This window comes from Aeromicrobium sp. (assembly GCF_023146395.1).
Taxonomy (GTDB): Bacteria; Actinomycetota; Actinomycetes; order Propionibacteriales; family Nocardioidaceae; genus Aeromicrobium.
In genome coordinates, this window is the sequence record NZ_JAGLCD010000012.1 from 1 (window position 1) to 24280 (window position 24280).

Annotated in this window: 27 protein-coding genes; 22 read left to right on the forward strand and 5 right to left on the reverse strand. The window is 71.9% G+C overall.

Annotation, left to right across the window (positions count from 1 at the left end; all coding sequences use genetic code 11):
* On the forward strand, window positions 1–238 hold a 238-nt coding region (locus tag KAG51_RS09835; protein WP_290583141.1), incomplete at its 5' end, for a hypothetical protein.
* Between the two features lie 38 nt (window positions 239–276).
* Here the strand turns inward: KAG51_RS09835 and KAG51_RS09840 are convergent.
* A complete protein-coding gene (locus KAG51_RS09840) occupies window positions 277–1764 on the reverse strand; it encodes an NAD(P)/FAD-dependent oxidoreductase (protein WP_290583143.1) in 1488 nt (495 codons plus the stop codon).
* A 67-nt stretch (window positions 1765–1831) separates the two neighbouring features.
* On the opposite strand from KAG51_RS09840, the gene KAG51_RS09845 reads away from it, so the two are divergent.
* On the forward strand, window positions 1832–2440 hold the full coding sequence (locus KAG51_RS09845) for a TetR/AcrR family transcriptional regulator (protein ID WP_290583145.1): 609 nt from the start codon (window positions 1832–1834) through the stop codon (window positions 2438–2440).
* 59 nt (window positions 2441–2499) lie between these two features.
* Here KAG51_RS09845 and KAG51_RS09850 read toward each other — a convergent pair whose 3' ends face one another.
* Window positions 2500–2994 (reverse strand): inorganic diphosphatase, encoded by a 495-nt coding sequence (locus tag KAG51_RS09850; RefSeq protein WP_290583147.1) that lies wholly within the window; start codon window positions 2992–2994, stop codon window positions 2500–2502.
* A 135-nt stretch (window positions 2995–3129) separates the two neighbouring features.
* On the opposite strand from KAG51_RS09850, the gene dacB reads away from it, so the two are divergent.
* The 11 genes from dacB (at window position 3130) to KAG51_RS09905 (ending at window position 12738) form a co-directional block, all read left to right on the forward strand.
* Window positions 3130–4515 carry a D-alanyl-D-alanine carboxypeptidase/D-alanyl-D-alanine-endopeptidase gene (gene dacB / locus KAG51_RS09855; protein WP_290583149.1) on the forward strand — a complete coding sequence of 462 codons (1386 nt, stop codon included), beginning with the start codon at window positions 3130–3132 and terminating at the stop codon, window positions 4513–4515.
* A gap of 60 nt (window positions 4516–4575) precedes the next feature.
* Window positions 4576–5595 carry a zinc-dependent metalloprotease gene (locus KAG51_RS09860; RefSeq protein ID WP_290583151.1) on the forward strand — a complete coding sequence of 340 codons (1020 nt, stop codon included), beginning with the start codon at window positions 4576–4578 and terminating at the stop codon, window positions 5593–5595.
* A 173-nt stretch (window positions 5596–5768) separates the two neighbouring features.
* Window positions 5769–6746 carry a tRNA lysidine(34) synthetase TilS gene (gene tilS, locus KAG51_RS09865; RefSeq protein WP_290583153.1) on the forward strand — a complete coding sequence of 326 codons (978 nt, stop codon included), beginning with the start codon at window positions 5769–5771 and terminating at the stop codon, window positions 6744–6746.
* Window positions 6747–6766: 20 nt separating this feature from the next.
* Entirely contained in the window at window positions 6767–7324 is a 558-nt protein-coding gene (gene hpt / locus KAG51_RS09870) for a hypoxanthine phosphoribosyltransferase (RefSeq protein ID WP_290583155.1), read from the forward strand.
* Between the two features lie 137 nt (window positions 7325–7461).
* Complete coding sequence (gene ftsH, locus KAG51_RS09875) at window positions 7462–9429, forward strand: ATP-dependent zinc metalloprotease FtsH (RefSeq protein WP_290583157.1); 1968 nt, start codon at window positions 7462–7464, stop codon at window positions 9427–9429.
* Window positions 9426–9998 (forward strand): GTP cyclohydrolase I FolE, encoded by a 573-nt coding sequence (gene folE, locus KAG51_RS09880; RefSeq protein WP_363316165.1) that lies wholly within the window; start codon window positions 9426–9428, stop codon window positions 9996–9998. The genes ftsH and folE overlap by 4 nt, the downstream gene beginning before the upstream one ends.
* 56 nt (window positions 9999–10054) lie before the next feature.
* Window positions 10055–10861, forward strand: a complete 807-nt coding sequence (folP, locus tag KAG51_RS09885) for a dihydropteroate synthase (RefSeq protein WP_290583513.1) — start codon at window positions 10055–10057, stop codon at window positions 10859–10861.
* 3 nt (window positions 10862–10864) lie between these two features.
* Window positions 10865–11296, forward strand: coding sequence for a nuclear transport factor 2 family protein (locus KAG51_RS09890; protein ID WP_290583161.1), 432 nt, complete (start codon window positions 10865–10867; stop codon window positions 11294–11296).
* A complete protein-coding gene (folB, locus tag KAG51_RS09895) occupies window positions 11293–11670 on the forward strand; it encodes a dihydroneopterin aldolase (protein ID WP_290583163.1) in 378 nt (125 codons plus the stop codon). The genes KAG51_RS09890 and folB overlap by 4 nt, the downstream gene beginning before the upstream one ends.
* Window positions 11667–12230 (forward strand): 2-amino-4-hydroxy-6-hydroxymethyldihydropteridine diphosphokinase, encoded by a 564-nt coding sequence (gene folK / locus KAG51_RS09900; RefSeq protein WP_290583165.1) that lies wholly within the window; start codon window positions 11667–11669, stop codon window positions 12228–12230. Before folB ends, folK begins: the two co-directional genes overlap by 4 nt.
* Window positions 12231–12234: 4 nt before the next feature.
* On the forward strand, window positions 12235–12738 hold the full coding sequence (locus tag KAG51_RS09905) for a DUF3180 domain-containing protein (RefSeq protein WP_290583167.1): 504 nt from the start codon (window positions 12235–12237) through the stop codon (window positions 12736–12738).
* 12 nt (window positions 12739–12750) lie between these two features.
* Here the strand turns inward: KAG51_RS09905 and KAG51_RS09910 are convergent, their stop codons facing one another.
* Window positions 12751–14385 (reverse strand): DUF885 domain-containing protein, encoded by a 1635-nt coding sequence (locus KAG51_RS09910; RefSeq protein ID WP_290583169.1) that lies wholly within the window; start codon window positions 14383–14385, stop codon window positions 12751–12753.
* 194 nt (window positions 14386–14579) lie between these two features.
* Between KAG51_RS09910 and KAG51_RS09915 the strand changes: the two genes are divergently transcribed.
* The 4 genes from KAG51_RS09915 to KAG51_RS09930 are packed head-to-tail and all read left to right on the forward strand — an operon-like array spanning window position 14580 to window position 17570.
* Window positions 14580–15437 (forward strand): DUF2520 domain-containing protein, encoded by an 858-nt coding sequence (locus KAG51_RS09915; protein WP_290583171.1) that lies wholly within the window; start codon window positions 14580–14582, stop codon window positions 15435–15437.
* Window positions 15434–16297, forward strand: a complete 864-nt coding sequence (gene panC, locus KAG51_RS09920; RefSeq protein ID WP_290583173.1) for a pantoate--beta-alanine ligase — start codon at window positions 15434–15436, stop codon at window positions 16295–16297. Before KAG51_RS09915 ends, panC begins: the two co-directional genes overlap by 4 nt.
* Window positions 16298–16299: 2 nt before the next feature.
* A complete protein-coding gene (gene panD, locus KAG51_RS09925) occupies window positions 16300–16791 on the forward strand; it encodes an aspartate 1-decarboxylase (protein ID WP_300233768.1) in 492 nt (163 codons plus the stop codon).
* Window positions 16788–17570: a type III pantothenate kinase gene (locus tag KAG51_RS09930; RefSeq protein WP_290583175.1), complete on the forward strand. Its 783-nt coding sequence runs from the start codon at window positions 16788–16790 to the stop codon at window positions 17568–17570. Before panD ends, KAG51_RS09930 begins: the two co-directional genes overlap by 4 nt.
* Before the next feature lie 14 nt (window positions 17571–17584).
* Here KAG51_RS09930 and KAG51_RS09935 read toward each other — a convergent pair whose 3' ends face one another.
* Window positions 17585–18349: a M15 family metallopeptidase gene (locus tag KAG51_RS09935; RefSeq protein ID WP_290583177.1), complete on the reverse strand. Its 765-nt coding sequence runs from the start codon at window positions 18347–18349 to the stop codon at window positions 17585–17587.
* A gap of 114 nt (window positions 18350–18463) precedes the next feature.
* On the opposite strand from KAG51_RS09935, the gene KAG51_RS09940 reads away from it, so the two are divergent.
* The 3 genes from KAG51_RS09940 (at window position 18464) to lysS (ending at window position 20548) form a co-directional block, all read left to right on the forward strand.
* Window positions 18464–18634 (forward strand): CsbD family protein, encoded by a 171-nt coding sequence (locus KAG51_RS09940; RefSeq protein WP_290583179.1) that lies wholly within the window; start codon window positions 18464–18466, stop codon window positions 18632–18634.
* A gap of 95 nt (window positions 18635–18729) precedes the next feature.
* Window positions 18730–18999, forward strand: a complete 270-nt coding sequence (locus KAG51_RS09945; protein ID WP_290583181.1) for a GlsB/YeaQ/YmgE family stress response membrane protein — start codon at window positions 18730–18732, stop codon at window positions 18997–18999.
* Between the two features lie 43 nt (window positions 19000–19042).
* Window positions 19043–20548, forward strand: a complete 1506-nt coding sequence (gene lysS / locus KAG51_RS09950; RefSeq protein ID WP_290583183.1) for a lysine--tRNA ligase — start codon at window positions 19043–19045, stop codon at window positions 20546–20548.
* Between the two features lie 143 nt (window positions 20549–20691).
* On the opposite strand, the gene KAG51_RS09955 is transcribed toward lysS, so the two are convergent.
* The gene (locus tag KAG51_RS09955; RefSeq protein ID WP_290583185.1) at window positions 20692–22344 is read right to left on the reverse strand and encodes a putative PEP-binding protein; all 1653 of its coding nucleotides are present in this window, start codon (window positions 22342–22344) and stop codon (window positions 20692–20694) included.
* 170 nt (window positions 22345–22514) lie between these two features.
* Here KAG51_RS09955 and KAG51_RS09960 point away from each other — a divergent pair, with 170 nt between their 5' ends.
* Both KAG51_RS09960 and KAG51_RS09965 read left to right on the forward strand, forming a co-directional pair.
* A complete protein-coding gene (locus KAG51_RS09960) occupies window positions 22515–23282 on the forward strand; it encodes a DeoR/GlpR family DNA-binding transcription regulator (RefSeq protein ID WP_290583187.1) in 768 nt (255 codons plus the stop codon).
* Window positions 23279–24280 (forward strand): 1-phosphofructokinase family hexose kinase, encoded by a 1002-nt coding sequence (locus KAG51_RS09965; protein WP_290583189.1) that lies wholly within the window; start codon window positions 23279–23281, stop codon window positions 24278–24280. The genes KAG51_RS09960 and KAG51_RS09965 overlap by 4 nt, the downstream gene beginning before the upstream one ends.

Below are 24280 nucleotides of genomic sequence, written 5' to 3' on the forward strand. Positions count from 1 at the left end.
ACCTCATGACCGGTTACACCTAGGCGCGCCGACACAACTCCCCGGTGGGAGCGGAACGAACGGCGCAAACGCCGTGAACCCGTCCCGAGCAGTCGTCACGGCCCAGGCCTGGCTCGCTGACGCCATCGAGCACTTGCTACGTCCCGGGGCAGTGATGGTCTTCGCCTACCTGGGGCCACTTTTCGCCGTGCTCGTGGTGAACGACGTCGTCAGCTCCGCCTCAACCAATCTCCTATGAGGCGTACGGGACCTCAGTGAGGACCTCCTCAAGGTGCGTCAGGCGGCTTGCTTCTCCCGCTTCGCGGCGGTGTGCCAGATGAAGTCGTCGGTCTGGACCTGGCGGAGGTGCCACCAGTAGCGGAACGTGAACCCGGGCCAGATCGTGCGGTTCTTGCCCTGGCTGTCGAGGTACCAGCTCGTGCAGCCGCCCTGGCTCCACACGCCCTTCGACACCTTCTCCTGCACCCGGTCGTTGAACTCGCGCTGCGCCTGCGGCGTGGGCTGCGCCGCCCCGGCGCCGCGGGCGTCCATGGCCTGGAGCAGCTTGATGATCCACTTGGTCTGCTGCTCGATCATGAACACGACCGAGTTGTGGCCGAGTGCCGTGTTGGGCCCCAGCAGGAGGAAGAAGTTCGGGAAGTGCGTCACGGCGATGCCGTTGTAGGTCTCGATGCCGCCCTCGTCGAACGTCTGCGACAGGTCGCGGCCGCCCTCGCCCGTGACGTGGACCCACTGGAACGCGTCGGTCACGTGGAAGCCGGTGCCGTAGATGATGACGTCGACCTCGCGGAAGTCGCCGTCCTTCGTGCGGATGCCGGTGGGCGTGATCTCCTCGATGCCGGTGTCGATCAGCGCGACGTTCTCGCGGTTGTAGACCGGGATGTAGTTGTCGGTCTTGAGCACGCGCTTGCAGCCGAGCCGGTAGTCGGGGATGAGCTTCTCGGCCGTCGCGGGATCCGTGACGGTCTTGCGGATGTAGCCCGAGACCTTCTTCTCGACGACCGAGGTGATGTTCTGCAGCGGTCCGGTGAAGCCGAGCTGCGTGGCCTCGTTCATCCAGTAGTGCAGGTTGCGGTAGGCGCGGGTGCCGCCGGGGACCTTCGAGATGAAGGCCTTCTTCTTGCCCGTGATGTCGTGGTTCGACTTCGGCACGACCCACGGTGCGGTGCGCTGGTGGACGTCGAGCTGGCCGACGATCGGCGCGATCTGCGGGATGAACTGGATCGCGCTGGCGCCCGTGCCGATCACCGCCACCCGCTTGCCGGTCAGGTCGACGCTGTGGTCCCACTGGGCCGAGTGGAAGCGAGCGCCCTGGAACGACTCGGCGCCCGCGATGCTCGGGATGTTGGGGATGTGCAGACCGCCGATGCCCGAGACGAGCACGCGGGTCTCGTACGTCTCGCCGTTGGTGGTGACGGTCCAACGCTGGGTGTCCTCGTCCCACGTTGCGCCGGTCATCTCGGTGTTGAAGTGGATGACCTCGTGGAGGCGGTGCTTCTGGGCGACGTCGCGCATGTAGGCGTGGATCTCGGCCTGCCCGGAGTACTCGCGCGACCACTCGGGGTTGAGCTCGTACGAGAACGAGTACATGTGGCTCTGGACGTCGCACTCCGCGCCCGGGTACGTGTTGTCGCGCCACGTGCCGCCGACGTCGTCGGCCTTCTCGAGGACGAGGAAGTCGGTGCGGCCGGCCTCGCGGAGCTTCATGGCCATGCCCATGCCGGAGAAGCCACTGCCGATGATGAGGGTGTCGGTGCTGATCACGTTTCAGATACTATCGGTATCTGAGTGCCGCGCCAAGACGAAACGGCACCGATGTGAGGAGGACGACGTGACGGTCGACGGAACGCGGATCACCCGGGCCGAGCGCCAGGCGCAGACGCGCGAGCGTCTGGTCGAGGTCGCGCGCGACCTCTTCCTGACCGAGGGCTACGCCGCCACGCCGCTCGACCGGGTCGCCGTCGCGGCCGGGTTCTCCAAGGGTGCGGTCTACTCGAACTTCGCCGGCAAGGAGGAGCTGTGCCTCGCGGTGCTCGACAGCATGCACGCCGAGCAGATCGAGGGCATCGTCGAGGCGTTCAGCGCCCACACCGACCTCGACAGCCGCATCGACGCCTTCGTCGAGTGGGCGCGTCGCAGCGTCGGCAACCCCCGGTACACCGCGCTCGAGGTCGAGTTCGCGGCCGCGGCCCGGCACAGCCCGTTCGTCGCGCGTGAGCTCGTCAAGCGCCATCGCGAGATGCGTTCGATGGCGGCCGGTCTGATCGCGCAGATCGCCGAGGAGGAGGGCATCGAGCTCGCCCTGACCCCGGACCAGGCGGCCACCTCGCTGCTGAGCCTCGGCATCGGGATGGGAGCGATGCGCTCGCTCGACGCCTCGATCGACGTCAGCGTGTTCGCCGCTGCCATCCGCTCCCTCGTCCGGGCCAAGAACAGCTGACGACATGACGAGGGCCCCGCAGCTCGGCTGCGGGGCCCTCGTCATGCAGAGGTGGAGGCTCAATACCCCCCGTTGTCCTTGAAGCGCTGGAAGCTGGCCTGGATCTCGGCCTCGGCCTCCTCGCGGCCGACCCACAGGGAGCCCTTCTCGACGAACTTGCCGGGCTCGAGGTCCTTGTAGGTCTCGAAGAAGTGCTGGATCTCGCCGCGGTCGAACTCGGCGACGTCGGTGATGTCCTGCAGGTGCACCTGGCGCGGATCGCTGGCCGGCACGCAGAGGATCTTGTCGTCGCCGCCGGCGTCGTCGGTCATCTTGAACATGCCGATCGCGCGGCACTCGATGACGCATCCGGGGAACGTCGGGAACGGCAGCACGACGAGCGCGTCCAGCGGATCGCCGTCGTTGCCGAGGGAGTCGTCGATGAACCCGTAGTCGGCGGGGTAGGTCATCGAGGTGAACAGCGTCCGGTCCAGACGGAGCCGATGCGTCTTGTGGTCGAGCTCGTACTTGTTGCGCTCGCCCTTGGGAATCTCCACGGTGACGTCGAAGATCACATGTCCTCCAGGTGGTGGCCGGCCGGAGTCGCTCACGGCAGGTCGTCAGTCGTCGGTGGCCGTCCGCTCCGAGGATCCGGGACGGGAGACCGTCTCTATAGTCTGGCCCATGTGACGTCGCGCAGCAGCCACCGGGTGAGGAAAAGCGCCGCCAGGCGAGTCCTCGGTGCCCTGGCGTGGGTCACCGCCGTCGTGGTTCTGGTGGGTGCCGTCGCCGGCGGTGTCGTGCTGCACCAGCGCGGGGCGCTCAACGACGTCCTCTGCGGGGGCGACTGCGGCGACCGGTACGTGTCTGCGCCCGAGGACCTGGAGGCGCCGGCGCCGGGGGACCAGACGGTCTCGGCGATCCCGTCGGCGACGGCCGACCCCGCAGCCGTCACCCAGGCGGTGCAGGGGGCTGCCGGGCAGCCGATCCTCGGTCCGCACGTCGGTGTCTCGGTGCGCGAGCTCGACGGCGACGAGCTGCTGATGACCTCGCCCGACACCTTTATCCCCGCCTCCACCACGAAGCTCCTGACGGGGTACGCGGCGCTCACGACGCTCGACCCGGAGGAGCGGTTCCGCACCACCACGGTGCTCGACGGGGATCGCCTGGTCCTGGTGGGCGGCGGTGACCCGTACCTCATGGCCACGCCGGCCGATCGCGGGTACGCGGCCCCGGCCGACCTCGGCACGCTGGCCGACCGCACGGCCGAGGCCCTGGTGGCCGACGGCGTGACCCAGGTGCGGCTGGCCTATGACGACACGCTGTTCACCGGTCCGGCCGACAACCCTGCGTGGGAGCCCACCTACGCGGCCCAGAACCAGGTCAGTCCGATCACGGCCCTGTGGGTCGACCGCGGCAGGGTCGACCAGCGCCGCGTCGAGGACCCCTCGGGCTCGGCCGCTGGCATCTTCGCCGCCCAGCTCGCCGAGCGCGGCGTCACGGTCGTCGAGCTCCAGCCTGCACCGGCACCCGTCGACGCGGTGCCGGTCGCCGAGGTCGAAGGCCCCACGGTCGCGCAGGCGGTCGAGCGGATGGCCGTCACGAGCGACAACGGAGCCGCCGAGGTCATCGCACGGCACGTCGCGCTGGGCGCCGGGGTCGACCCCAGCTTCGAGGGCGCCACCGGCGCGGTCATCGCGGCGCTCGAGGCCAGCGGGGTCGAGACGACCGGACTGGTGCTGCGCGACGGCAGCGGGTTGTCGCGGCAGAACCGCATCGCGCCCTCGACGTTGACCTCGGTCGTGGCCGCCGCGGAGCTCGCGGCCCCCCAGCTCACGGCCGACCTCCCGGTCGCCGGGTTCACCGGGACGCTCGTGGAGCGGTTCGTCGGGCTCGCGGGCCGCGGACTGGCCCGCGTCAAGACCGGCGCCCTCAACCAGGTGCACTCGCTCGCGGGCACGGTCACGACGGCCGACGGCGTCGTGCTGATCGTCGCGGTCATGGTCGACCAGGCCGAGATCGCCCAGGCGCTCGACGCCAGGGCGGCGGTCGACGCCGTGGTCGCGTCCCTCGCGAGCTGCGGCTGCGCGGCCTGAACACGCCGCCCCGGCGTTGGGGGCCAGCAGACTTGGGCCGGGGACCGTAGGTTGAAGGGCATGATCGACTGGCGGCTCGCCCGCAGCACGGGAGCACGGCTCAGCCGTCCGGGCCCGGACGTCTCGCCCGGTCAGGCCGCTGAGGTCGTCGAACAGCTCAGGGTCGCGGCCGCCAGGTCACAGGGTCCGGTGCGCGAGTACACGGGACTGGCGGCGCCCACCGACGCCACACCGATCCTCGTGGTCGACCGTCCGCGGTGGATCGAGGCGAACCTCGGTTCGTTCTCAGGCCTGCTCGGCCCGGCGCTCGACAAGCTCGACGAGCGCAGCAACCCGATGCTGCGACGCGTCGGGGGAGCGGTCAGCGGTGCCGAGCTCGGGGCCGTGCTCGCGCTCGTGTCGAGTCGGGTGCTCGGCCAGTACGACCCGTTCTGGACGGGCCCGCGAGGCGAGCCCGGTCGGCTGCTCCTGGTGGCCCCGAACATCGTGCAGATCGAGCGCAAGCTCGAGGTCGACCCTGCCGACTTCCGGCTGTGGGTCTGCCTGCACGAGGAGACCCACCGGGTGCAGTTCACGGCCAATCCGTGGCTGCGCGACCACCTGCGCGGCATCGTCCAGGAGTTCCTCGACCAGACCGACTCGGAGTCGATGGCACACGTCGTCGAGCAGATCGGTCGCGCCCTGCGCGGCGAGATCGAGCTGTCCCTGACGGAGCTGTTCCAGACCGAGGAGCAGCGCCGACTCGTCGGGCGTGCCACGGGTGTCATGTCGTTGCTCGAGGGGCACGCGGACGTCGTGATGGACGGCGTCGGTCCTGAGGTCGTGCCCACCGTGGCGACGATCCGCCGCCGCTTCACGCAGCGTCGCGAGAAGGCGAGCCCCGTCGACCGGCTGGTGCGCAAGCTGCTCGGCATGGAGGGCAAGCTCCGCCAGTACAAGGAGGGCGCGGAGTTCGTCCGCGCTGTGGTCGACCGTGCCGGGATGGACGGGTTCAACGCCGTCTGGACCTCCCCGGAGACCCTTCCCTCCCACGAGGAGATCCTCGACCCCGAGCTCTGGCTCTCCCGCATCCACGCCTGACGCTCGCGAGAGACTTTGTTGGTGGTCACGAGAGAGATTGTTGGTGGTCGCGAGCGAGTTCGTTGCGGCCAGCGACTCCGGCCTCGCACAAAGTCGCTCTTGACCACCAACAAAGTCGCTCCTCGCCACCAACAATCTCTCTCGCGAGCGGTACGGGCTGAGAGGGTGGGGGCGTGGGCGGAGGACGGCTGGACCCGGCGGTGGCGGCAGGTCGCGCCGCGGTGCGCGACGGGCTGAGCGACGTCGAACCCGGCAGCGCGGTCGTCGTCGGGGTGTCGGGCGGTGCCGACTCGCTCGCGCTCGCCGCGAGCCTCGCGTTCGTCGCCGGTCGCGCCGCCTGGGACGTCACGGCGGTCGTGGTCGACCACGGCCTCCAGCCGGGTTCGGCCGACGTGGCCGCGCGGGCCGCCGAGCAGTGCCGCGACCTCGGTCTCGCGGCCGAGGTCGTCACGGTCGAGGTCGGGCAGGAGGGCGGCCCTGAGGCTGCCGCCCGCGCCGCGCGGCACGCAGCCCTGCGCGAGCACGCCGCCCAGCTTGGAGCCGCCGCCCTCTGTCTCGCGCACACCCTCGACGACCAGGCCGAGACGGTCCTGCTCGGTCTCGGACGCGGATCCGGGGCGCGCTCGCTCGCCGCGATGACCCCGCGGTCCGGTCTCGTGCGCCGGCCCTTCCTCGGCCTGCGGCGGTCCGCGACCGCGTCGATCTGCGCGGCCCTCGGCCTCGACCCCTGGCACGACCCGCACAACGCCGATCCCCGCTTCCGACGGGTGCGGGTGCGGCACGAGGTGCTTCCCCTGCTGGAGGACGTGCTCGCCGGAGGGGTCGCGGAGGCGTTGGCCCGCACGGCCGAGCAGCTGGCGCGCGATGCCGAGCTGCTGGAATCGCTGGCCTCCGGGTGGCTCGACGCCCACCCCGACCCGACGGTGGCCGACCTCGCGGTGCAGCACCCGGCCGTGCGGACCCGGGCGCTGCACCGCCTCGCGCTCGCGGCAGGTGCGTCGGCGGGCGAGCTGACCGCGGCCCACGTCCTGCGACTCGACTCGCTCGTGGCCGACCCGCGAGGCGGACGGACGATCGAGCTGCCGGGCGGCATCGCGTGCACCCGCGAGGCCGACCGCCTGCACTTCCTCCCGACCCAGCCGGCGTCGTGACCCTGTGGCACCCTGAACCCGTGGACCGCGCAGACATCGAAGCCGATCTCGACCTCACCCAGACGCTCTTCACCGAGGAGCAGATCCAGGCCCGACTGCGCGAGATGGCGCAGCGGATCGAGGCCGACTACGAGGGGCGCGACGTCCTGCTCGTCGGCGTCCTCAAGGGTGCGGTCATGGTCATGGCCGACCTGGCCCGCTCGCTCGAGCGGCACGTCCAGATGGACTGGATGGCGGTCTCGTCCTACGGGTCGGGCACCAAGAGCTCCGGCGTCGTGCGCATTCTCAAGGACCTTGACGCCGACATCAGCGGTCGCGACGTCCTGATCGTCGAGGACATCATCGACACCGGCCTCACGCTCTCCTGGCTCGTGGCCAACCTGAAGTCGCGCAAGCCGGCCTCGGTCGAGATCGCCACGCTGCTGCGCAAGCCCGACGCCCTCCAGATGGAGGTCGACGTCAAGTACGTGGGCTTCGACATCCCCAACGCGTTCGTGGTCGGCTACGGCCTCGACTTCGACGAGCGCTACCGCAACCTGCGCTGCATCGGCACGCTCGCCGAGCACGTGTACCGCTGAACCGTCCTGCGATGCCGGGCCCTGAGCCCCGTCGCAGGGAACCTGACGGGTCCCCCGGACGTTGCCCACGCGTGACCTGTGCGCGTGTACCGTTCACCTACCGTCGATTCGCCGAGGAGAGGGTGGGCTGACGCCCCATGAATGTCAAGAAGATCGTGAAGGGCCCCTGGCTCTGGATCGTCGTCATTGCCCTCGTCGTGATCGGCATCCTGCAGTTCTCGTCCTCGTCCGACGGGTACCGCGAGGTCGAGACCTCCACGATGGTCAAGTACCTCGACAACGACGAGGTCGAGAAGGTCACGTTCGTCGAGGGCGAGCAGCAGATCCGGGCAACCCTCAAGAAGGACGACGAGCAGGTCCGGGCCACGTGGCTCGGCGACCAGGGCGCCCGTCTCGTGGAGTCCGCCGAGACCGCGGTGGCCGACAAGAAGCTCAAGAGCTTCGACGTCGAGAACCCCACGACCAACACGTTCGTGTCGCTGCTGTTCACCCTCCTGCCGATCCTGCTGATCGTCCTGGTCCTGTTCTGGTTCATGGGCCGCATGCAGGGCGGTGGCGGTGGCGTCATGAAGTTCAGCAAGTCCAAGGCGAAGCTGCTCACGAAGGACACCCCGCAGACCACGTTCGCCGACGTCGCCGGGTGTGACGAGGCGATCGAGGAGCTCGGCGAGATCAAGGAGTTCCTCGCGGAGCCGGCCAAGTTCCAGGCCGTCGGCGCCAAGATCCCCAAGGGCGTGCTGCTGTACGGCCCGCCCGGCACCGGCAAGACCCTCCTCGCGCGCGCCGTCGCCGGCGAGGCGGGCGTCCCGTTCTACTCGATCTCCGGCTCCGACTTCGTCGAGATGTTCGTGGGCGTCGGCGCCAGTCGCGTGCGCGACCTCTTCGAGCAGGCCAAGGCCAACGCGCCGGCGATCGTCTTCATCGACGAGATCGACGCCGTCGGCCGGCACCGTGGCACCGGCATGGGCGGCGGCCACGACGAGCGCGAGCAGACGCTCAACCAGCTGCTGGTCGAGATGGACGGCTTCGACGTGCGCGGCGGGGTCATCCTCATCGCGGCCACCAACCGGCCCGACGTGCTCGATCCGGCTCTCCTGCGGCCGGGCCGCTTCGACCGTCAGATCGGTGTCGAGGCGCCCGACCTGAAGGGTCGCGAGACGATCCTCAAAGTGCACGCTCGCGGCAAGCCGCTCGGCCCCGACGTCGAGCTCGGCAGCGTCGCCAAGCGGACCCCCGGGTTCAGCGGCGCCGACCTGGCCAACGTCCTCAACGAGGCGGCGCTCCTCACGGCGCGCAACGGCGACAAGGTCATCACGAGCGAGGCGCTCGACGAGGCGATCGACCGCGTCATGGCCGGCCCGCAGAAGCGCACCCGACTCATGAACGAGAACGAGCGCCTCGTCACGGCCTACCACGAGGGCGGGCACGCGCTGGTGGCCGCGGCGCTGCCGCAGAGCGACCCCGTGCACAAGATCACGATCCTGCCGCGCGGGCGGGCCCTCGGCTACACCATGGTGCTGCCCGACGAGGACAAGTACAGCCAGACGCGCGCCGAGCTGCAGGACAAGCTCGCGTACATGATGGGCGGTCGCGCGGCCGAGGAGCTTGTGTTCCACAACCCCACGACGGGAGCGGGCAACGACATCGAGAAGGCCACGGGCCTGGCCCGCGCGATGGTCACGCAGTACGGCATGAGCGACCGCATCGGCGCGATCAAGCTCGGCAGCGACAACAGCCAGCCGTTCCTCGGCGCCGGCACCGGCATGGGACACAGCCGCGACTACTCCGAGTCGGTCGCGGCCACGGTCGACGAGGAGATCACGGCCCTGATCGCCGTCGCGCACCAGGAGGCCTTCGACATCCTCCACGAGAACCGCGACGTCCTCGACGCGCTCGTCGTGGAGCTCATGGAGAAGGAGACGCTCGACAAGGCCCAGGTGGCCCGCATCTTCGAGCCGTTGCGTCGCCGCGAGATCCGTCCCCCGTGGACCGGCTCCGACACGCGTCAGCCGTCGCAGGAGCCGCCGGTCGTCATCGCGCCGCCCCAGCCCACGACCTCGGACGAGGGTGTCGACGTCGGCCCCGTCGTCGACGGCACGGACTGACCGTGGCCGTCGACCTGGCGCGCGCCGAGGCGGCCGTGCGGGAGCTGCTGTTCGCGATCGGTGAGGACCCCGATCGTGACGGGCTGCGCGAGACCCCGGCCCGCGTCGCGCGGTCGTACGCCGAGCTCGTGGCGGGCCTCGACCAGGACCCCGCCGCGGTGCTCAGCGCCACGTTCGACGTCGGCCACGACGAGCTCGTGCTCGTCAAGGACATCGAGATGTGGAGCATGTGCGAGCACCACCTGGTGCCGTTCTTCGGCGTCGCCCACATCGGCTACATCCCGGCCGCCGAGGGCAATGTCACCGGGCTCTCGAAGCTCGCGCGCCTGGTCGACGTGTTCGCCCGCCGGCCCCAGGTGCAGGAGCGTCTCACGACGCAGATCGCCGACGCCCTGATCGAGGTGCTGGACCCGCGCGGGGTCATCGTCGTGATCGAGGCCGAGCACCTGTGCATGACGATGCGCGGTGTCCGCAAGGGCGGGGCCAGGACCATCACGAGCGCCGTCCGCGGTCAGCTGCGCGAGGTCGCGACCCGAGCCGAGGCGATGAACCTCATCAGGGGCACGTGACCCGCCCGCAGATCCCCGGTCTCGGCGGCGCCCCTCGCGCGGGGCGCACCCTCGTGATGGGCGTCGTCAACGTCACCCCCGACTCGTTCTCCGACGGGGGGCTGTGGCTCGACGCGGACGCGGCGATCGCGCGGGGTCGGCGGCTCGTGGCCGACGGGGCCGACCTGGTCGACGTCGGCGGGGAGTCGACCCGGCCCGGCGCCCAGCGGGTCGACGAGGCCACCGAGCTCGACCGGGTCGTGCCGGTGGTGCGGGCTCTTGCCGGCGACGGCATCGCGGTCTCGGTCGACACGATGCGCGCCCGTGTGGCGGAGGCGGCGTGGCAGGCCGGCGCCGCCCTGGTCAACGACGTCTCGGGTGGGCGGGCCGATCCCGACATGCTGCGGGTCGTGGCCGACGTCGGGGCTCCGTTTGTCGTGATGCACTGGCGCGCTCACTCCGCCGCGATGCAGGAGGCCGACCACACGCGGTACGGCGACGTCGTGGCCGACGTCCGCGCCGAGCTCAGCCGGCAGGTCGACAGCGCGCTCGCGGCCGGGGTCCGGCCCGACCGGCTGGTGGTCGACCCGGGCCTGGGCTTCTCGAAGACCGGGGAGCAGAACTGGGAGGTGCTGGAGGCGCTCGGCACGTTCGCCTCGCTCGGGCACCCGCTGCTGGTGGCCGCGAGCCGCAAGCGCTTCCTCGGCGAGCTGCTCGCCACGGGCGGTGAGCTGCGCCCGGCCGTCGAGCGCGACGACGCCTCCGCCGCGATCTCGGTCCTGGCGGCCCGCGCCGGCGCCTGGGCCGTCCGGGTCCACGAGGTGCGCGCCTCGGCCGACGGCGTCCGGGTGGTCGGTCGTCTGCGAGGATCGAGTGGTGGGTGAGACATGAGCGGGGACGTGCTGGCGGTCCACCGCAGCTTCTACGAGTCGATCGAGTCCGGCGACGTCGACCTGATGGCGGCGCTCTGGATCGACCGACCTGACACCTCCTGCGCGCATCCGGGCACGATGCCGGTGCGGGGCACCTCCACGATCCTGCGGTCGTGGACCATGCTCATGGCGCAGGCCGGTTACCTGCAGTTCTTTCTGACCGACGTGCACGCCTCGTACACCTCCGACGGCGCCGTGGCGATCGTCACGTGCACCGAGAACATCCTGTCGGGCACCGGCCTGGAGAGCGCCGAGAGCTTTGCCGGGGGGCGGGTCACGAGCACGAGCGTCCTGGTGCTGCGCCAGGGGCGGTGGCTGTTCCACACGCGCCACGCCTCGCCCGTCATCGACTTCGAGGCCGAGGCCGGCGAGGAGGGGGAGGCGTGACGATCCCCGACGGTCTTGACCGCATCGAGCTGACCGGCCTGCGGGGCTTCGGCCACCACGGCGTGTTCGACCACGAGCGCCGCGACGGGCAGGAGTTCGTCGTCGACGCCGTGCTCGGGCTGGACCTCACGGCGGCCGGCCGCACCGACGACCTCGCCGAGACGGTCCACTACGGCGAGCTGGCCGACGGCATCCACGCGATCCTCGTGGGTCCCCCCGTGGACCTCATTGAGTCGCTGGCGCTGCGTATGGTGGACTTGTGTCTGACGGACGCCCGCGTGCAGTGGGCGAGCGTCACGGTGCACAAGCCGAACGCGCCCATCACGCCCACGTTCACCGACGTGGCCGTCACGATCGAGCGGAGCAGACAGTGACCGAATCGCCCACCCCCTACGTGCTGGACGCGGACACCATGACCGGTGGCATGCGTCCCATCCGTCAGGCCGTCCTCGCGATCGGCTCGAATCTCGGCGATCGCCATGCCCGCCTCCAGGGTGCCGTCTCGGCGCTCGAGGACACCCCCGAGGTGCAGGTCGTCGCGATCTCCTCGGTCTACGAGACCGAGCCCGTGGGCGCTCCCGCCGGCTCGGACAAGTTCCTCAACGCCGTGGTGCTGATCGACACGACCCTCACGGTGCACACGCTGCTCGACCGCGCCCTGGCGATCGAGGACGCCTTCGGCCGCGAGCGTGACGAGGCCAACGCGCCGCGCACGCTCGACGTCGACGTCATCGTGGTCGGCGAGCGGGTGGCGGCCGACGAGCAGCTGCAGCTGCCGCACCCGCGGGCCCACGAGCGCGGCTTCGTGCTCGTGCCGTGGCTCGAGATCGACCCGGAGGGGCAGATCCCTGGGCACGGCTTCGTGGCCGACCTCATCGGCGGTGTCGACACCTCCGGCGTGGTCAAGCGCGAGGATCTCGAGATCCTGCTCTGATCCGATGAGGTCCGTGCGTCCGACCTCGATCCGGCTGCTGGCCGTCCTGGTCAGCGCCGGGCTCGTGATCGGGGCCGGTCTCCCGGTCCTGGTCCGCCGTCTGGGGGGCGACGTCCCGCTGCTCTCTTGGGGTCCTGCGCTGCTGCTCGCCGGGGCCGCCGGCCTCGTCGCGATCGTCGCGAGGGTCACCTGGAAGGCCGTCCACGAGGACCGTCAGCGGGTCAACGCCGACCGTGCGTTGTTCCACCTCGCCCTGGCCCAGGCCTCGTCCCGGGTCGGCGCGGTGCTGCTCGGTGGTTACGCCGGGTTCGCGCTGGTCTACCTGGACCTGTTCGAGACCGCCAACGGCCGCGACCGCGTCGTGCACGGCGGTGCCGCTGCCGTCGCGGCCGCCCTGCTGGTGGCCGCCGGTCTGGTCATGGAGCGGGTGTGCCGCCTGCCCAGCGACGACGACGAGGACGAGGGCGACGACGGATCCCGCTCGACGGCCAGCCCGACGCCCAGCTGACTGCGCCCGCGTCTAGGGCAGCAGGGTCGTGCGCAGCGTGCCCAGGCCCACGCCGCCCAGGGCCAGGGCGTCGGCGTGGAACCGCCTCAGGTCCGCGCCGCGCGCAGCGGCCCAGTCGTCGCGCAGGCGGGTCCACTCGCGCTCGCCGATCTTGTACGACGGGGCCTGCCCGGCCCAGCCGAGATAGCGGTTGGCCTCGAAGCGCACGAATCCTTCGTCCATGTGCATGTGCTGGCGCATGAACGGCAGGACGTCGTCGCCGCGCCACGGACCGCTGCCATCGGGCTTGGGCAGCCCCAGGTGCACGCCGATGTCGACCACGACACGGGCGGCGCGCTGCCGCTGTGCGTCGAGCATCCCGAGCCGGTCGCCCGGGTCGTCGAGGAAGCCGAGGTCGGCCATCAGGCGCTCGGCGTACAGCGCCCAGCCCTCGCCGTGCCCGGAGTTCCAGCTGATCCGTCGCCACCCGTTGAGCGTCGCCGCCGCGGCCACCGCGATGCCGCACTGGAGATGGTGGCCGGGCACGCCCTCGTGGTAGACCGTCGTGCGCTCGCGCCAGGTGCCGAACTCGGTGACGCCCGGGGGCACGCTCCACCACATGCGCCCGGCGCGGGCGAAGTCCTCGCTCGGCGGCGTGTAGTAGATGCCGCCGGTCTGGGTCGGGGCGATGCGGCACTCCAGCGCCCGGAGCCGGGGGTCGATGTCGACGTGCACCCCGTCGAGCGCCGCGATCGCGGCATCGCTCGTGTCCTGCATCCACGCCTGCAGCGCGTCGGTGCCGTGGAGGATGCGGCTGGGGTCGGCGTCGAGCGCCGCGATGGCCTCGGCGACGGATCCGCCGGGCACGATCTCGCGGGCCACCTCCTCCTGCTCGGTGACCATGCGCCGGAGCTCCTCGACGCCCCACGCGTAGGTCTCGTCGAGGTCGACCTCGAGGCCGACGAAGGACCGCGAGGCCAGGGCGTAGGCCTCGCGGCCGACCGCGTCCTGCTGACGCGCGGCCGGTGCGAGGGTGTGCGCGAGGAACTCGCTGAGCCGCGCGTACCCGGCGGCGGCGTCGGCGGCCGCCGCCTGGAGCTCCTGCTGCTGACCGTCGGGCCCTTGCTCGGCGAGCCCGAGGAAGAACGAGCCGGGCCCGGCGAGCTCGCGGGTCTGCGTCAGCACCTCGCGGACCTGGCGGAGGGCGGGGGTCTGGCCGTGCTGGATCCCGTCGGTCAGCGTCGCGACGTACCCGTCGACGGCCGCCGGGACGTTCCGCAGGCGGCGCGCGACGTGGTGCCAGTCGTCGTCGGTCGTCGTGGGGACGAGGTCGAAGATCTCGCGCAGCGACTGGGCGGGCGAGGCGATGACGTTCAGGTCGCGGCGCCACTCGCCCGAGGCGAACTGCTCCTCGGTCAGCTCGAGCGTGCGCTCCAGCTCCAGGCGGGTCACTCGATCGACCTCGTCGACCGGCTCGGTCTCCCGGACCGTGCGGAGCGTCGCGGCTGCTGCGGCGGCGAGAGCGGCGTGGCCATCGGGGGAGTGGTCGGCGTACTCGCCCTCGCGCCCCGGCCTGCCCAGCTCCACGTGCCACTCCGGCTGCAGCTCCAGCAGGGTGTCGAGCCAGCTCTCGGCGACGCGGTCCATGGGGGTGGGTTCGCGGTTCATGGAACGACGTTAACGCGCGGGTGGCGACCCACCCCGGCCGCGCTCGTGGTCCGTGGCCGTTTGTCGCTCGCCTGTTGCGGAGCCGATCCAGGTGCAGGTGACCGGGGTCATGGTCGCGATGGGTGCCTTCCGGGATAGACTGACCGCGTCACTTTGTCTGGTACCCCTCGGGGACTGGAACGAAAGGCAACATCATGTCGCTTGCCCCTGTGGGCATCGTCGGCGCCGGTCGAGTCGGTGCCGTGCTGGGCGCCCGCCTGCGCGCCTCCGGATACCCGGTCGTCGCGGTCGCCGCCCGGTCCGAGGCGTCGCTGCTGCGCGCGCGCACGTTCCTGCCCGGTGTCCCGGTGCTCGACCCGGTCGAGGTCGTCGGCGCGAGCGAGGTCCTGGTGCTCGCGGTGCCGGACGACTCGCTCGCCGCGGTCGCCCAGGAGCTGGCCCCGCACGTACGTCCGGGCCAGCTCGTGCTCCACACGAGCGGACGCCACGGTCGCGCCGTGCTCGCGCCGCTCGCCGAGGTCGGCGCGAGCACCGCGGCGTTCCACCCGGCCATGACGTTCACCGGCAGCGACGTCGACGTCGACCGCCCGTGCGTCATCGGGCTCACCACGACCGACGCGGACCGCGCCACCGTCGAGACGCTCGCCGAGGCGGTCGGTGGCACTCCCGTGCACGTCGCGGAGGCCGACCGCGTGGTCTATCACGCAGCCCTGGCCCACGGGGCCAACCACGTCGTCACGGTCCTGAACCAGGCGATGGACCTGCTGCGCTCGATCGGCGTCGCCGACCCGTCCGCGGTGCTGGAGCCGCTCGTCCGGGCCTCCGTCACGAACACGCTCGCCTACGGTGACGCTGCGCTCACCGGGCCCGTGGCGCGCGGAGACGCCCAGACGGTCGCCGCTCACGTCGGCGCCATCGCCGACGCCGACGTCGCCGCCACGTACACCGCCCTCTCGGCCGCCACGATCGAGCGCGCACTGGCCGACGGGCGCATCGACGAGTCCGCGGCCTCCTCGCTGCGGGGCGCCCTGGCGGCAGGAGCCGAGCGATGAGCGGCGCCACCGGGCCCCGGGTCGTCCGCACCGTCGCCGAGCTGCGGGCGGTGGGCGGCACGATCGCCCTCGTTCCCACGATGGGCGCCCTCCACGACGGCCACGTCCAGCTCATGAAGCACGCGCGCCCGCTGGCTGACACGCTTGTCGCGTCGATCTTCGTCAACCCCACGCAGTTCGCGGCGGGTGAGGACTTCGGCGAGTACCCGCGCACGTGGGACGAGGACCTGCAGCGCTGCGAGGAGGCCGGGGTCGACGTCGTGTTCGCTCCCGACGTGGCCACGATGTACCCGCACGGCACCGACGACCAGGTCACGGTCGACCCGGGCCCGCTCGGCGCGATCCTCGAGGGCGCGCAGCGCCCCACCCACTTCCGCGGCGTGCTGACCGTCGTCGCCAAGCTCTTCGGCCTGGTGCGCCCCGACGTCGCGGTGTTCGGGGAGAAGGACTACCAGCAGCTCACGCTGATCCGCCTGATGGCCGAGGCGCTGTGCCTCGACGTCGAGGTCGTCGGCTGCCCCACGGTGCGGGAGGCCGACGGCCTGGCCCTGAGCTCGCGCAACCGCTACCTGACGTCCGACGAGCGCACGCGCGCGGTCGCGCTGTCCCAGGCGCTCGCAGCCGGCACGGCCGCCGCCTCGGCGGGCCCGGACGCGGTCCGCGCGGCCGCGACGGCGCGACTGGCCGCGTTCGGCGTCGAGCCCGACTACGTCGCCGTCACCTCGCCCGACCTGGGCGATCCCGGGCCGGGCGAGGCGCGACTGCTCATCGCCGCCCGTGTCGGCAAGCCCCGACTCCTCGACAACTGCGCTCTCACCCTCGGGGCCGACGCCCCGGGGAACCCCCCGGAAGGAAGCTGACCATGCTCCGCACCCTCATGACCTCCAAGATCCACCGCGCCACCGTGACGCAGGCCGACCTGCACTACGTCGGCTCGGTCACGGTCGACGCCGACCTGCTCGACGCCGCCAATCTCCTCCCGGGCGAGCAGGTGCACATCGTCGACATCGACAACGGCGCCCGCCTGGTCACCTACGTGATCGAGGGGGAGCGCGGCTCGGGCGTCATCGGCATCAACGGCGCCGCCGCCCGCATCGTGCAGCCGGGGGACCTGGTGATCCTCATCGCCTATGGCCAGATGGAGGACGCCGAGGCGCGCACCTTCGAGCCGAACGTGGTCTTCGTCGACGCCGAGAACGGCATCATCGGCACGGGCTCCGACCCGGCCGAGGCGCTCCCGGCCACCGGCCTGATCCGCGGTGACGTGACGCTCGGCAGCGACGTGCCGGGCGGGGGCGTCGGGCCCCGGGCGACCGGTCTGAAGAGCAACCCGCTGGTCTCAGGCCGCGCGTGACGCTCCTGACCCTCGACGTCGGCAACAGCCAGACCGTCATCGGGGTCTTCGACGGCGAGCAGCTGGTCAACCACTGGACCGTCTCGTCCGACGCGCGCCGCACGGCCGACGAGTGGTACCTGCTGGCGCTCGGCTTCGTGCGCTCGGCCGGGCTCGCCGATGTCGAGGCCGTGGCGATGTGCTGCACCGTGCCCGCGATCCAGGTCGAGCTGCGCACGATGCTCGAGCGCCACTACGCGGCGCTGCCGGTCTCGATCGTGGGCCCGGGGGTCAAGACCGGCATCCCGATCCACACCGACAACCCGCGCGAGGTCGGCGCCGACCGCATCGTCAACGCCCTCGCCGCCTCCGAGCTCTACGGCGGGCCCGCCGTCGTGGTCGACATGAACGGAACCGCCACGATCTTCGACGTCGTGGACGAGGCCAACCGCTACGTGGGCGGCGCGATCGCGCCGGCGATCGAGCTGTCGCTGGAGGCGCTCGCCCGTCGGGGCGCCCAGCTGCGCAGTGTCGAGCTCGCGATCCCGCGGGGCGTCATCGGCAAGAACACGGTCGAGGCCGTGCAGTCCGGTGCCGTCTACGGCTTCGCCGGCCTCGTCGACGGCCTCGTGGAGCGCATGGTCGAGGCCCTCGACGCCGAGGTCGACGACGTCGCCGTGATCGCCACGGGGGCGTACTCCGACGTCGTGATCGACCACTGCCGCACCATCACGCACCGTGATCCGTGGCTGACGCTGACGGGCCTGCGCCTCGTCCACGAGCGCAATCACGCCTCCTGACGCCGCCCGAGGATTCAGTACGACGACGGCAGGCCGAAGTGCTCCTCGAACGTCAGACCTGAGGTGGCCAGCTCGGTGGCGAGCTCGACGCCGAAGTACCGCAGGTGCCACGGCTCGTACTTGAACCCGGTGACCGCTTCCTTGCCCTCCGGGTAGCGGATCACGAAGCCGAACCGGTGGGCGTTCGCGGCGACCCACTGTCCGGCCGGGGTCTGCCCGAAGCTCGTGGAGAGGTCGTTGACGTCGATCGCCAGACCGGTCTGGTGCTCGGAGTGCCCGGGGCGGGCCATGCCTCGGTCAGCCGCGTCCTGGCCGACCGAGGCGACCCGGCGCGTGTAGTTGTCCGCCTGGTGCGCGAAGCTGCGGTAGCCCGACACGATGCGCAGCGAGATGCCGGCCGCCGAGGCCTCGGCAGCCATCGCGTCGAACGCGCCGACGAGGTCGGGGTGCAGGCCGCCGGGCCCGAAGGTCTCCGGCAGCGCGAAGGACTTGTTGACCACGACGTGTCCGTCGATGTGGAGCACGCCCTCGGAGTCGAAGGAGACTCCGCCGAGGTGGTCGGTCGGGGTCGCCTCCGGATCGGGCTCGGTCGGTGCTGGGGCGGAGGAGGCCGCCGGGGCGGACTCCTGCGTCCGGGTCGTCTCCGCCGGGGTGGTCGAGGCGTCCGACGACTGGGCAGGACGGTTCGCGGCGACCGTCGCGGCGACCGCCAGCGCGATCGCGACGGTGCCGACCACAAGACCTGCGGTGATCCGCCGGTCGGTCCGGTGCCTGCTCATCGGAGTCGACGCTACCCGGCGCGACAACGCTCGGCACCGAGTTGCGGGCGCCCACCACCGACCTACCGTGGAGGTGAGGGCCGGACACGCCGGCCGTGACTGATCGGAGGAACCATGGGTATCGCCGACAAGGCCGAGAACACCGCCGAGAAGCTGACGGGCCAGGCCAAGGAGAAGGCGGGAGACGCCACCGACGACCAGGACCTTCAGGCCGAGGGCAAGAAGGATCAGACGAAGGGCAGCCTGAAGAACGCGGGCGAGAACATCAAGGACGCGTTCAAGTAGGTCAGCCACACCGCTGAGGGTCCGGGTTCGCCCGGGCCCTCTTCTGTGCCCGCGCCCCGCGCGACCACACCCCCCATGGCTCGAAGGAGCTTCTCATGATCGGTTTCATCCTCGGGCTGCTCATCGTCGGCCTGATCGCCGGCGCCCTCGCGCGCCTGCTCGTCCCCGGCCGCCAGAACATCTCGATCCCCGCCACGATCCTGGTCGGCATCATCGGCTCGTTCGTGGGCGGTTTCCTCAGCAACCTGCTGTTCAACGCCGACGCCTCCCTGCGGACGTCGGGCATCATCGGGTCGGTCATCGGCGCGGTCATCGTGCTGCTGGTCTGGATCAAGATCTCCGGCTCGCAGGCGTCCAAGCGCTGACGCGACTCCCAGGTGACGGGCGTCGCACCACTACGCTGGCGACGTGACCGACGTACCTGTGTCCGAGCCCGAGGACGACCTGCCCGAGCAGCTGCGCATCCGCCGCGACAAGCGGCAGGAGCTCATCGACTCCGGCCGTGCGCCGTACCCGATCTCGGTCCCGCGGACCCACACGCTCCGGGCGATCGTCGACGGGTACGACGCCGAGGCCCTCGGTCCCGACCACCACTCGGGCGAGATCGTCTCGATCACGGGCCGCGTGATCTTCCAGCGCAACACCGGCAAGCTGTGCTTCGCCCGCCTGCGTGAGGGAGACGGCACCGAGCTGCAGGCGATGCTGTCGCTCGCCGAGGTGGGGGAGGAGTCGCTCGCGGACTTCAAGCGACTGGTCGACATCGGCGACCACCTGTCGGTCACGGGCGAGATCATCACGAGCCGCCGCGGCGAGCTCAGCGTCGCGGCCACCTCGTGGGACCTCGCCGCCAAGACGCTGCGGCCGCTCCCGAACGAGCACCGGCCGCTGTCGGACGAGGCGCGCACCCGACTGCGCTACGTCGACCTCATCGTGCGGCCGGAGGCGCGTGACAACGTGCGCGTCAAGGCGAAGGTCCTGCAGTCGCTGCGGGCCACGCTCGACGGCCGCGAGTACGTCGAGGTCGAGACTCCTGTCCTGCAGCACACCAACGGTGGGGCGGCGGCGCGACCGTTCTCGACCCACGTCAACGCCTTCGACGAGCCGGCACTGCTGCGCATCGCGATCGAGCTCCACCTCAAGCGGGCGCTCGTGGGCGGTATCGACCGCGTCTACGAGATCGGCAAGACCTTCCGCAACGAGGGCGTCGACAACACGCACAACCCCGAGTTCATGATGCTCGAGGCGTACGAGGCCTATGGCGACTACGACTCGATGGCCGCCCTCACCCGCGACCTCGTCGTCAACGCGGCCCGGGCCGTGGGTCGCACGGTCGTGCCGGCCCGCGACGGTTCGACGATCGACCTCGAGGCCGAGTGGCGTCACGCCACGGTGCACCAGCTCGTGAGCGACGCCGTCGGCCGACCCGTCGACACCTCGACGTCGGTCGAGTCGCTGCGCACGATCGCCGACCAGCGCGGCGTCGCCCTCCAGCCCGGCTGGGACGCGGGCCAGGTCGTGCTCGAGCTGTACGAGAAGCTCGTCGAGCACACGCTGATCCAGCCCACGTTCGTGCGCGACTACCCCGAGTCGGTGCGGCCGCTGGCCAAGAAGCACCGATCGACGCCCGGGCTCGTCGAGGCGTGGGACCTCATCATCAACGGGGTCGAGCTCGCCCCGGCGTACTCCGAGCTCAACGACCCGGTCATCCAGCGCGAGCGGCTCGAGGAGCAGGCGCGCCTCGCGGCCGCGGGCGATCCGGAGGCGATGGACGTCGACGAGGACTTCCTGCGCGCCCTCGAGTTCGGCATGCCCCCGGCCGGCGGCGTGGGCCTGGGCGTCGACCGGCTCGTGATGCTGCTGCAGGGCATCGGCATCCGCGAGGCGATCCTGTTCCCCATCACCCGGGCCGAGTGATCTCCCGCCCCGAGCGGTGAGTGTCGCGCCAAACCCCGGCGGAGCGGTGCGTGGTGCGCCGAATCGAGGGCGAATTCGGCGCACCACTCACCGCTCGGCGTGAGTTCGGCGCGTAGGTCACCGCTCGCTCGGCTGGGGACGGCTCAGGCGAGGGCGGCGCGGGCTGCGGTGCGGGCATCCTCGGGGGTGTCGGTCAGGAGCGCGGCGTGCGCTGCGGCGCGGCACTGCTCGAGCGTGACGGCGCCGATCTGGGCGCCGACGGCGCGCACGGCCGTGGCGGCGCAGGAGAGCGAGGTGACCCCGAGGCCGACCAGCACGCATGCGAGCACTGGATCAGCCGCCGCCTCTCCGCAGACGCCCACGGGCTTGCCCGCCCGGCGTCCGGCGGCCGCGACCTGCTCGATCAGGATCAGCAGGGCCGGCTGCCACGGATCGGTCAGGTGACCGAGCGCCGCTGACATCCGGTCGGCCGCGAACGTGTACTGGCTCAGGTCGTTCGTGCCGATCGAGACGAAGTCGACGTGCTCGAGGATGCGATCGGCGAGCAGGGCGGCCGACGGCGTCTCGATCATGACCCCGGCCTGGAGGCCACGAGCGTGGATGCGCTCGGCCAGGGCCGCGGCCTCCGGCGTCACCGAGACCATCGGGGCCATGACCCACACGTCGGCCTCGCTGTCCGCGGCCGCGGCGGCGACCGCGTCGAGCTGGTGGTCGAGCAGCTCGGGGCGCGACTCGGCGATCCGGAGTCCGCGCACGCCCAGGGCCGGGTTGGGCTCGTCGCCCATGTCGGCGAACTGCAGCGGCTTGTCCGAGCCGGCGTCGAGCGTGCGCACGACGACCTTCTGCCCGGCGCCCACGGCAGCGAACACCTCGCGGTAGATCGCGGCCTGCTCGTCGACCGTGGGCTCGGTGCCGCGGTCCAGGAAGCTCAGCTCGGTCCGGTAGAGGCCGAAACCCTCGATCGGCTGCGCGGCGGCCCGGCGGGCCCCCGCGCCGTCCTGCACGTTGGCGAGCACCTGGACGGCGTGGCCGTCGGACGTCGCGCCCGGCCCGCCCCACGCGGCGACCGCGCCGCGGCGCTCGTCGTCGGCGGCGCGCCGTGCCTCGACGTCGGCGGGGTCGGGGTCCAGCACGACCTCGCCCGTCGCGCCGTCGACCAGGGCCCGGGCGGTGCCGTCCGCGGGCAGGTCGAGCGGAAGGTCACTGACCCCGACGACGCACGGGATGCCGAGCTGGCGCGCGATGATCGCGGTGTGGCTCGTGGTGCCGCCGAGGCGGATCGCGATCGCGACGATGCGCGCCGGGTCGAGACCCGCGGTGTCGGCGGGGGCGAGGTCGTCGGCGAACAGCACCGACGGCACCTCGGGCTCCGGCACGCCCGGCTCCGGCACCCCGAGCACCTCCGCGACCACGCGGTCGCGGACGTCGTGCAGATCGGTCACCCGCTCGGCCATCAGCCCGCCGGCCGCGGTGAACATGGCGGCCAGGTCGGTGACCGCGAGCGTCGTGGCGGTCGCCGGTCCCGCGCCGTCGGCGTGCTTCGCGACGAAGGTGGCCAGGCCCCGATCGGTCGCCATGGCCGACGTGGCCTGCAGCACCTCGGCGGCGGCGCCGGAGGCGTGGCTCGCGCGAGCGGTGAGCCGTTCGGCCACGGTCGCGGCCGCGGCGGCGAAGGCCGCGACGGTCGTGTCGCGGTCGACGAAGGCCTCGTCGGCGGGGGCCTCGGTGCGGGCGCCCGGCCGCACGACGGGGCCGGCTCCCACACCGGGGACGACGGGGGTACCGGTGGTGCTCATCTGACTCCTGACCGTGACGGAGGCGACACGTTGGTGAGGACTTTTTCGTCAAGGTGCTTGACGTGACGTCACGTTAACGCGTAGAACAACACAAAGCAACAGAAATCCACAACAATCCACATCCGTCGATCCGGCGGGTGGAGCGGGTGGGACAGACGGAAGGACCACCGGTGTACGCAGCCGAACGACGGACCGCCCTGGCGCGCAAGCTCCGGGCCGACGGCCGGGTCAGCGTGATCGACGTGGCCCAGGAGTTCGGGGTGTCCGGCGAGACCGTCCGGCGCGACCTGGCCGCCCTGGAGCGGCACGGGGTCGCGCGACGGATCCACGGCGGTGCCGTGGCCCGCACGTCGGTGCAGGCTGTCGAGCTCGACCTCGTCGAGCGCGAGACGCGCCAGGCCGGCCAGAAGCAGGCCATTGCCGTGGCGGCGCTGGCCTACCTGCCCGATGCCGGGGGCAGCATCATCGTCGACGCGGGCACCTCGACCGCGGCCCTCGTCGATCACCTCCCGGCCGACCTCTCGCTCGTCGCGATCACCCACGGAGTCGTCACGGCCGCCCAGCTCGCCCGCGCCACGTCGATGGACCTGCACGTGCTCGGCGGTCACGTCCGCGACGCCACGGGTGCTGCCGTCGGCTCGGCCACGGTCGAGGCCTACGGGCAGGTCGGCGCCGACGTCGCCTTCATCGGCGCCAACGGCATCTCGCCCGAGCGGGGCCTGACGACCGCCGACTTCGCCGAGGCCGCGGTCAAGCGAGCCGTCGTGACGGCGGCCCGTCGCACCGTCGTGCTGGCCGATGCCACGAAGCTCGACACGGACTTCCTGGTCACGTTCGCCACGCTCGACGACGTCGACGTGCTCGTGACCGACGACGCGGCACCGGCCGAGGCCGTCGCCCGCCTGCGCGACGCCGGGATCGAGGTGGTGCTCGCATGACCGCCGCCCGCACGGACCTGCCGCGCCTGATCGTCACCGTGACCGCCAATCCGGCGATCGACCGCCTGCTGACGCTGGGCGGGCCGCTCGAGCGCGGTGGCGTCGCCCGCACGGCAGCGCCGCTGGACCAGCCCGGTGGCAAGGGCGTCAACGTGGCCCGCGCGGTCGCGGCCACAGGTCAGCCCGTCACGGCGGTCTTCCCCGCGGCGGACCACGACTCCTTCGTCACGGCGGTCCGTGAGACGGGCCTGCCCCACGTCGCGACGCCGGTGGCCCCGCGCGTCCGGGTCAACCTGACGCTCGCCGAGCCGGACGGCACCACCACCAAGCTCAACGCCCCGGGCGCCGAGCTCGGCGCGGCCGAGCTGGACGACCTCGTCCGCGCCGTCCTGGGCGCCTCGGTCGGCGCCGCGTGGGTCGCGCTGTGCGGCTCCCTGCCGTCGGGCGTGCCGGCGCACTGGTACCGCGATCTCACCGCACGACTGCGCGGGCTCGGCGCCCGGGTCGCGGTCGACACCTCCGACGATCCGCTCGCGGCGGTGCTGAGCGATCCCGCCACGGCCCCCGACCTGGTCAAGCCCAACGCGCACGAGCTCGTCGACCTGCTGGGCGGCGACGCCGACGCGGTGGAGGCCGATCCGCGCCTCGCCGGCGAGCTGGCCCAGCGGCTGCGCGCCGAGCGGGGCCCGGCGATCGTGCTCCTCACGCTCGGCGGGGCCGGTGCCGTCCTGGCCACGGCCGAGGGCACCTGGTTCGCGACCTCGCCTCCGATCACGCCGCTCTCGACGGTCGGTGCCGGGGACTCGGCGCTGGCCGGGTACCTGATCGCCGACTCCCGCGGCGCCGACGCGCCCTCGGCGCTCGTCAGCGCCGTGCTCCACGGCAGCGCCGCCGCTGCCCTCCCGGGCTCCACGCCCCCACGTCCGTCGGACGTCGCCGCCCTCCAGGCGCCGCACGCCCGCGAGCTGTCCACCACCCCCACCCCGCAGCACCCCTGA